The sequence below is a fragment of the Mesorhizobium sp. genome, from assembly GCF_017306585.1.
Lineage (GTDB): Bacteria > Pseudomonadota > Alphaproteobacteria > Rhizobiales > Rhizobiaceae > Mesorhizobium.
This window is the reverse complement of sequence record NZ_JAFKIC010000037.1, coordinates 1-8,557: the sequence shown is the minus strand read 5'-3', so window position 1 is coordinate 8,557 and position 8,557 is coordinate 1. Positions and strand designations below refer to the sequence as shown.

Genomic DNA, 8,557 nt, shown 5'->3' with positions numbered 1-8,557 from the left:
CCCAAGCTCTCCCGCGGCTGTAACCTCAGGTGGTACGGGCGACTTCGCCAAGCCAAGGTCCGGGCGGCCGCCCGGACCTTGGCTCAATCGCTTCATTCCCACGAAATCTCTCTCGTGTAGATACAAGGTGGCTCGGCGAAGCCGAGACGGGGAGTGGGGACGCCCTGCATGAAGCCAGAACCGGCTGAGAATCTGGCGCAAGGCGTGGCCCTGAAAAATCAAACATTCGACCGTCGGCTCGGCCCCCTCTCCGACTGCTTCGCGGCCACCTCTCCCCCGTTTCACGAGGGCGAGGAAACCAGCCCTACCGCTCTTCCTTTCGAAACGGCTTAAGCAGCGCAGAGGGCGCCACCGCGTTGCGCGACATGAAGGCCATCGCGATTATGGTGAAGATGAAGGGCAGCATCAGGAACGCCTCATAGGGGATATGCCCGAGGCCACTCGCCTGCATGCGCAGTTGCAGCGCATCGACAAAGGCGAACAGCAATGCCGCGCCTGCCGAGCGCCAGGGATCCCAGCGGCCGAAGACGACCAGCGCGATCGCCACCCAGCCACGACCGGAGACGACGCCGAAGGTGAAGGCGTTGAACTGCGCCATCGACAGGAACGCACCGGCGAGCCCCATCAACGCCCCACCGAGAATGACGGCCTGGAACCGGGTGGCCATGACGCTGACGCCGGCCGAATCGGCCGCGCGTGGATTTTCGCCGACCATGCGCACCGACAGGCCCCAGGGCGTGCGGTAGAGCACGAAGGCTGCGAGCGGTATGGCGATGATCGCCAGATAGACCAGCGTGAACTGGTTGAACACGGCAGGCCCGAGCACCGGAATATCCGACAGCACCGGAATCGGCAGAGTCTCGAAACCCTTGATGCTTGGCGGCACCGACTGTTGGCCGAAGATGAGCCGGTAGAGGAAATAGGCCAGGCCCGACGAGAACAGCGTGACGCCGATGCCGCAGACATGCTGGCTGAGGCCGAGCGCCACCGTGAACAGCGCATGCAGCGCGCTCATCAGCATGCCGGTCAGCACGGCGGCGAGCACGCCGAGCCACAGATTGCCGCTGAGACTGGCGGCGGTGAAGCCCGTCATCGCGCAGAGCAGCATGATGCCCTCGATGCCGAGATTGAGCACACCCGCCCGCTCGGAGAACATTTCGCCGAGCGTGGCGAAGGCCAGCGGCGTGGCGATACGGATAATGGCGGCGAGAAAGCCGACCTGAAAGATCTGCTCGAACACCGCGCTCATGAGGCAGCTCCCACGCGGCGGATGCGATAGGCGGTGAACAGCAGGGCAACCAGCATGGCAAGCAGCGCCGTCCCCTGGATGACGTCGCTGAGGAAAGCCGGGACGCCGGTGGCGCGCGACATCGCTTCGGCGCCGGTCATGACGGCCGCCAGGAAAATCGCCGCCGGCACGACGCCCAGCGGATTGAGCCTCGCCAGCATCGCGACCACGATGCCGGAATAGCCGTAGCCCGGCGAGATGTCACTCATCACCTGGAAATGCACGCCGCCGACCTCGCCGACACCGGCCAGTCCGGCAAGTGCGCCCGACAGCAGCGCCGTCGAGAGCAGCACGCGCTCGACATGGATGCCGCCATAGCGGGCGGCCTCCGGATTTTCGCCGGTGACCCTGATCCTGAAGCCGAGCGTGGTGCGCGCGATGAGGAACCAGATCAATGGAGCGGCGATCAGCGCCACCACCACACCCAGATGCAGCCGCGTGCCTTCGATCAGCACCGGGAAGTTGGCCGAATCCTCGATCGGCGGCGAGATCGGATAGCCGCTGAAACTGTCCTTCCATGGCCCCTCGATCAGCGCCATCAGCGCGTAATAGATGACCGAGTTGAGCAGCAGGGAACTCACCACGTCATCGACCTTGAATCGTACCCGCAGCGTGGCCGGAACCAGCGCGACGGCCGCGCCTGCGGCAGCACCCGCCACGGCCATCAAGAGCATGGCGAGCGGGCCGGGCATCGGGATCGCGCCGACGAAGCAGCTCGCCACCGCGCCGGCGAGCAACTGGCCCTCGGCGCCGATGTTCCAGAATTTTGCCCGGAAGGCGACGGCCACCGCCAGCCCGGTGAAGATCATGGGCGCGGCGCGCACCAGCGTCTCGGTGATCGCATAACTGTCGCCGAGCGAAGCGGTGAACATCACGCCATAGGATTCGAGCACACCCGCGCCGGCGAGCGCGATCAGGCCGCTGCACAGGATAAGCGTCACCGCGATGGCAAGCAGCGGCAGGGCAAGATTGAACCAGGCGGGCGTAGAGCTACGGACTTCAAGACGAAACATCAGCCGTGCCCCTCGATTGCCCGAGCGTCGGTGCTGCCCCTCATCCGCCTGCCGGCACCTTCTCCCCGTATAGAGACGGGGAGAAGGGGGCTGTCACTGCCCTTGGTGCCCTGTTGAAAATTGGCGAAAGCGGCGATCGGAGCGCCCCTCTCCCCGTCCCTATACGGGGAGAGGATGCCGGCAGGCAGGTGAGGGGCGGCGCCGACTTTCAAGGTTTCCCCGAAAACAACCATCCCTAAGCTCTCCCCTCCGCTCCGGTCATCAGCAGGCCGAGCCGCGCGACCGTCGCGTCCGCACTGGCAAGCGTACCCGCGATACGGCCCTCATACATCACCGCGATGCGGTCGCAGAGCACCAGCAGTTCTTCCAGATCCTCGCCGATGACGATGATGCCGCAACCCTTGGCACGCATGGCGAGGAATTTTTCATGAATAAAGCGAGCAGCACCGATGTCGAGGCCACGCGTAGGCTGCGAGACAACAAGCACCTTTGGATCGAACGCGAGTTCCCGCGCCAGCAGCGCCTTCTGCAGATTGCCGCCCGACAGCGCGCCGGCACGGACCATCGGCCCCGGGCACCTGATGTCAAAGGCCTTGATCTGTTCCTCTGCGAAAGCGCGGATCGCATCCGGCTTGAGCAGGCCCTTGGCCGAGAACGCGGCCGTGCCGATGCGCGGCAGGACCATGGAATCGGCGAGCGGCAGGTTGGTGACCAGCCCTGTCGTCATGCGGTCTTCCGGAATGCGTCCGAGGCCGAGCGCCTGCACCTCGCGCGGCGAAAACCGCGTCACCCGGGTGCCGGCGATCGTCATCTGGCCGGCATCGGGCGAACGCATGCCGGAAATCACCTCCGCCAAGGCGCGCTGGCCATTGCCCGAAACGCCGGCGATGCCGAGGATTTCGCCGGCGCGGACGGCAAGCGAGATGTGGCGCAGCGCGGTGCCCGAATGCCCGGAGGTGGAAATGCCGGCAAGCGTCAGCACATCGGCGCCCGGCGTCGACGGTCCTCTTGCCGGCGGCACGATCTCGTGTCCGCACATCAGTTCAGCCATCGCGGCCGACGTCGTGTTGGCGGGGTCGTCGACGCGGCCGGCAACACGGCCATGCCTCAGCACGGTGCAGCGATGAGTGAGCGCCCGCACTTCGTTGAGCTTGTGCGATATGAAGATGATGCCGAGCCCTTGCGCCGCCATTGACCGCAGCGCCGAAAACAGCCCATCGACCTCGCTGGGCGCCAGCACCGCCGTCGGCTCATCGAGAATCAACAGCTTGGCGCCGCGAAACAGCGCCTTGACGATCTCGAGCCGCTGCTGCTCGCCGACCGACAGCGCCGATACTGGCAGGTCGGGGTCAAGCGTCAGCCCGTACTGACGGCTGATTTCAGCGAGCCGTGCCAGCCCGCCCGCGCGGTCGATCCGGCCGCTCTTGCCGGGAATGCCGATCAGAAGGTTCTCCAGCACCGTCAGCCGGGGCGCCAGATGAAAATGCTGGTGCACCATGCCGATGCCGGCGGCCAGCGCGTCGGCCGAACTGGTGATGCGCGCCTTCCGGCCTTGGACCAGGATCTCGCCGGCATCCGGCGCATAGGCGCCGAACAGCACGTTCATCAGCGTCGTCTTACCGGCGCCGTTCTCGCCCAGCAGTCCGAGGATCTCGCCAGGAGCGACACTGAGGTCGACAGCCTCGTTCGCCTTGACGGCGCCGAAGCTCTTGGTGATGCCGCGCATTTCGATGAAGGGGGCGGACAAGGGTGCTCCTGAGCTTGCGATCCGGCTAACCGAGAAGGGCAGCGCGAAGCCCCCCTCTCTGGCCTGCCGGCCATCTCCCCCTCAAGGGGGGAGATCAGATGTCACCGCGGCCTTCGCCACCTTTCAACGTTGAAAAGATCGAGCGCCGTCGACGGAACTGCCAATCTCCCCCCTTGAGGGGGGAGATGTCCGGCAGGACAGAGAGGGGCGCCTCGCGCCACCCCTCTACAAGGCATCAATCCGAAACCGGCGTGTTCTCGTCCACATCCACCCGGAAATTGCCTTCGAGGATTTCGGCCTTCTTCTTCTCGACCAGATCCTTCACGTCGGCCGGCAGTGTCTTGTCGAACTTGTGGTAGGGCGCCAGATACGAGCCGCCCTTGGCCATGCGCGAGAAATCGCCGTAGTCCTGAGCGGTGTAAACTCCGGCCTTGACCAGTTTGATCGCCTGTTCGACGGTCGGATACATATCCCAGACCGGGCCGGTGATGACCGTATCGGGGCCGAGGCTCGACTGATCGGACATGTTGGAAATCGCCAGCACCTTCTTGTCCACCGCCGCCTCAATGACACCGAAACGTTCGGCGTAGATGACGTCGACGCCGGCATCGATCTGGGCAACCGCGGCTTCCTTGGCCTTGGGCGGATCGAAGAAGGAGCCGATGAAGGAAACCTTCTTCTTGATGTTCGGATTGACCTCCTTGGCACCGGCGAAGAAGGCATTGACCAGCCGGTTCACTTCCGGAATGCCCATCGCCGCGACGGCTCCGACCGTGCCGGACTTCGACATCTTGCCGGCGATGATGCCGCAGAGATAGGCCGGCTCGTGGATCCAGTTGTCGAAGACGCCGAAATTGGGTTCGGCCGGGCCGGCGCCCGAACCGAACAGGAAGGCGGTCTTCGGAAACTGCTTGGCGGTGCGGCGCGATTCGCGCTCGGCGGCGAAGGCATCGCCCAGCACCAGTTCATAGCCACCCTGCGCATATTCGCGCATGACGCGGCTGAAGTCGGCGGTCTGCACCTTCTCCGACCATTTGTATTCGATGCCCAGTTCCTTCTGCGCCTTCAACAGCGCGACATGGACCTGATTGTCCCAGGGCTCCTCGATAGGCGTGGCGAAAATCGCCGCCACTTTCAGCTTCTTGTTCGCGCCGAACGCCGCACCGGGCAGCATCGCGGCCGCGAGGCCCAGCGCGCCCAGCTCCAGCACGTTTCTGCGCGAAAGCCCTTGTTTTATCTGGACTCTATTCTTCCGGTTTTCCATTGCATTCCCCTCTGTTCGACAGCCGTGTCGAGCCGGCTGTTCCAAGAAATATCAGACGGGGAACTATGGAACGGGTCCGGACTTTTGTCCACATGGTCAAATTTGCCAGGCCCGATCATATGCGCCCTCCTGGCCCAGCCGGGAGGGCGGCTTATCAGGCGCGTTCGAGCGCGATGGCGATGCCCTGGCCGACGCCGATGCACATCGTGGCCAAAGCCAGCTTGCCGCCGCGTTCGCGCAGTTCCAGCGCCGCCGTTCCCGAGATGCGGGCGCCCGACATACCCAGGGGATGGCCGAGCGCGATGGCGCCGCCATTCGGATTGACGTGCGGCGCATCCTCGGCGATGCCGAGCTGGCGCAGCACGGCGATGCCTTGCGAGGCAAAGGCCTCGTTGAGTTCGATGACATCGAATTGCTGTGGCGACAGCCCGAGCCGCGCGCACAGTTTCTGCGTCGCCGGAGCCGGGCCGATGCCCATGATGCGCGGCGCCACGCCGGCGGCGGCGCCGCCAAGGATGCGGGCGATCGGCGTCAGGCCGTATTTCCTGATGGCGGCTTCCGAAGCAACGATCAGCGCCGCCGCGCCGTCATTGACACCAGACGCATTGCCGGCCGTCACCGTGCCGCCCTGCCGGAATGGCGTCGGCAGTTTCGCCAGCGCCTCGACGGTGGTGCCGGCGCGCGGATGCTCGTCCTTCGCCACGACGATCGGGTCACCCTTGCGCTGTGGGATGGTGACCGACGTGATCTCCTTGCCCAGCCTGCCATTGGCCTGCGCGGCCACAGCCTTGTCCTGGCTGCGCACGGCAAAAGCGTCCTGGTCGGCGCGCGACACGGCAAAATCCTCGGCGACGTTCTCGCCGGTCTCCGGCATGGAATCGACGCCATACTGCTTCTTCATCAACGGATTGACGAAGCGCCAGCCGATCGTGGTGTCGTAAATCTCCGCGTTGCGTGAGAACGCGGTGTCGGCCTTCGGCATGACGAAGGGCGCCCGGCTCATCGATTCGACGCCGCCGGCAATCATCAGTTCCGCCTCGCCGGCCTTGATGGCGCGCGCCGCGATGGTGAGCGCGTCCATGCCCGACCCGCACAGGCGATTGACGGTCGATCCCGGTATTTCCTTCGGCAGGCCGGCCAGCAGCAGCGCCATGCGCGCCACGTTGCGGTTGTCCTCGCCTGCCTGGTTGGCGCAGCCATAGACGATGTCGTCGACCGCCTGCCAGTCGACGCCCGCATTGCGTTCGGCCAGCGCCTTGAGAGGAATGGCGCCGAGATCGTCGGCGCGCACGGCGGACAGGGAACCGCCGAAGCGGCCGATTGGGGTGCGGATGTAGTCGCAGATATAGGCCTCGGCCATGTCAGGCAGCTTTCTCTCTTCCGGTTCCCTCATGCGCCGCCTTGGTGCGGGCCTGCAGGTCGCGCAATGTCGTGAGCTCGAGTTCGCTTGGCGCCGGCGTTTCGTCAAGCGCCTCCGCGAACTTCACGACCCAGCCACAGCTTTCCTGCACCTGTTCGCGGCTGACACCCGGATGCAGCGACACAACGGTGAATTCCTTCGTGACCGGGTCCGGTTTCCAGATCGCGAGATCGGTGATCAGCAAGGTTGGACCAGCGGTATCGATGCCAAGTCGCTTGCGGTGATCGCCGCCCTCGCCATGGCCGAACGAGGTGAAGAAATCGATCTTCTCGACCATGCCACGCCTCGACTGCGCCATGGTGATGTAGACCTCCTTCGACGAGGTCGCGATTTCCGGCGCGCCGCCGCCGCCGGGAAGCCGGGTCTTGGGATGGAAATAATCGCCGATGACTGTCGTGTTGATGTTGCCGAACTTGTCGAGCTGCGCCGCGCCGAGGAAGCCGATCGAGATACGGCCGCCCTGCAGCCAGTAGCGGAACATTTCCGGCACCGCGACCGTGGTGACCGCGGTTTCGCACAGTTCGCCGTCGCCGATCGACAGCGGCAGCACATCGGGCGCGGTGCCGATCGTGCCGCTCTCGTAGATCAGCGTGATATTTGGCGCATGCGTCAGCCGCGCCACGTTGCAGGCCGCGGACGGCGCGCCGATGCCGACGAAGCAGACATCGTCGTTCTTCAACGCGCGGCTGGCGGCGATCGTCATCATCTCGTTGGGAGTGAAACCCAGAAGATTCCCGCTCATGCCGCTCTCCTCAGATGTTCGACGCGTCCGGCGAAATCAGCGGCGCTCTTCCCGATGACATTGGCCTGCATCCAAGCCTGGAATTTCACGCGATCGGCGGCGATCTCGTCCCATTCAAGATAGGCGGCGTTGTCGCGCGCATAATAGCCATGTGCGTAGGACGGATGCGAACCGCCGGGCACCACGGAAATCGCGGCGATCGTCCAGCGCGGCAGCACGGTCAGGTTCGGGTGCAGGTCATCGAAAGTGTCGACCACTTCCTCGACCGTCACCACCGCGCGCTTCGCCGCCAGCACCGCTTCCTTCTGGATACCGATGATGCCCTCGACCAGCACATTGCCTTTACGGTCCGCCTTCTGCGCGTGGATGAAGGTGACGTCGGGCCGGATCGACGGCACGGCCGCCAGCACTTCACCGGTGAACGGACAAGTTACTGATCGGATGTTGGGATTGACCTCGGCCAACCCCGCGCCGCGATAGCCGCGAAACACCGCGCAGGGCAGACCGGCCGCACCCGCCTCATAGGCGTTGGCCATGCCGGCATGGCTGTGCTCCTCGACCTCTATCGATCGGGGAAAGCCGTTCTCGATCGCATCGCGGGCGCGCCTGAGCAGACCGACGCCGGGATTGCCGACATAGGAGAAGACGATCTTCTTCGCCATGCCCATGCCGATCATCTGATCGTAGATCAGGTCAGGCGTCATGCGGATCAGGGTCAGGTCGCGGAATCCCTGGCGAATCGCCTCATGCGCCGCGGCGGTCGGGATCAAATGGGTGAAGCCCTCAAAGGCGACACTGTCGCCATCGTTCAGGTTCTCCGCAACGGCCTGTTTGAGCGGCAGGAACTTGACCATCGCATTGGCTCCAGGTTCAAGAAAGTTCGTATTGCGAACTTTTGTTTTATATGTGATACTTTCTAGGCCACATCGCGACCCCAAGTCAATCCTGGCGAAGGCATCGCACGCGGAGGCAAGATGGACGAAGAACCCGCTTCGCGTGATCATGTCGGCTCGCTGGAACGTGGCCTTGCCGTGATGGAAATTCTCGCCCGGCATCCCCAGGGCATGACCTTGACCGAGATGG

7 protein-coding genes and 1 pseudogene are annotated in these 8,557 nt (G+C 64.5%); 1 reads left to right on the top strand and 7 read right to left on the bottom strand.

Annotated elements, in window-relative coordinates; all coding sequences use genetic code 11:
* Positions 1 to 304 precede the first annotated feature (304 nt).
* The 7 genes and pseudogenes from J0I79_RS01385 to J0I79_RS01355 form a co-directional block, all read right to left on the bottom strand.
* Complete coding sequence (locus J0I79_RS01385) at positions 305 to 1,249, bottom strand: ABC transporter permease (RefSeq protein ID WP_292854724.1); 945 nt, start codon at positions 1,247 to 1,249, stop codon at positions 305 to 307.
* Positions 1,246 to 2,301 carry an ABC transporter permease gene (locus J0I79_RS01380; RefSeq protein WP_292854721.1) on the bottom strand — a complete coding sequence of 352 codons (1,056 nt, stop codon included), beginning with the start codon at positions 2,299 to 2,301 and terminating at the stop codon, positions 1,246 to 1,248. The genes J0I79_RS01385 and J0I79_RS01380 overlap by 4 nt, the downstream gene beginning before the upstream one ends.
* Positions 2,302 to 2,776: 475 nt before the next feature.
* Positions 2,777 to 4,027, bottom strand: a pseudogene (locus J0I79_RS01375) (ABC transporter ATP-binding protein); the annotation flags it as partial.
* 256 nt (positions 4,028 to 4,283) lie between these two features.
* Positions 4,284 to 5,312: a BMP family protein gene (locus tag J0I79_RS01370; RefSeq protein ID WP_292854716.1), complete on the bottom strand. Its 1,029-nt coding sequence runs from the start codon at positions 5,310 to 5,312 to the stop codon at positions 4,284 to 4,286.
* 154 nt (positions 5,313 to 5,466) lie between these two features.
* The gene (gene pcaF, locus J0I79_RS01365) at positions 5,467 to 6,672 is read right to left on the bottom strand and encodes a 3-oxoadipyl-CoA thiolase (RefSeq protein WP_292854729.1); all 1,206 of its coding nucleotides are present in this window, start codon (positions 6,670 to 6,672) and stop codon (positions 5,467 to 5,469) included.
* A 1-nt stretch (position 6,673) separates the two neighbouring features.
* Positions 6,674 to 7,474: a CoA-transferase subunit beta gene (locus J0I79_RS01360; RefSeq protein ID WP_292854713.1), complete on the bottom strand. Its 801-nt coding sequence runs from the start codon at positions 7,472 to 7,474 to the stop codon at positions 6,674 to 6,676.
* Positions 7,471 to 8,328 carry a CoA-transferase gene (locus J0I79_RS01355; protein WP_292854710.1) on the bottom strand — a complete coding sequence of 286 codons (858 nt, stop codon included), beginning with the start codon at positions 8,326 to 8,328 and terminating at the stop codon, positions 7,471 to 7,473. The genes J0I79_RS01360 and J0I79_RS01355 overlap by 4 nt, the downstream gene beginning before the upstream one ends.
* A 120-nt stretch (positions 8,329 to 8,448) precedes the next feature.
* On the opposite strand from J0I79_RS01355, the gene J0I79_RS01350 reads away from it, so the two are divergent.
* Positions 8,449 to 8,557: helix-turn-helix domain-containing protein (locus J0I79_RS01350; protein ID WP_292854727.1), on the top strand; the 109-nt coding region annotated here is incomplete at its 3' end.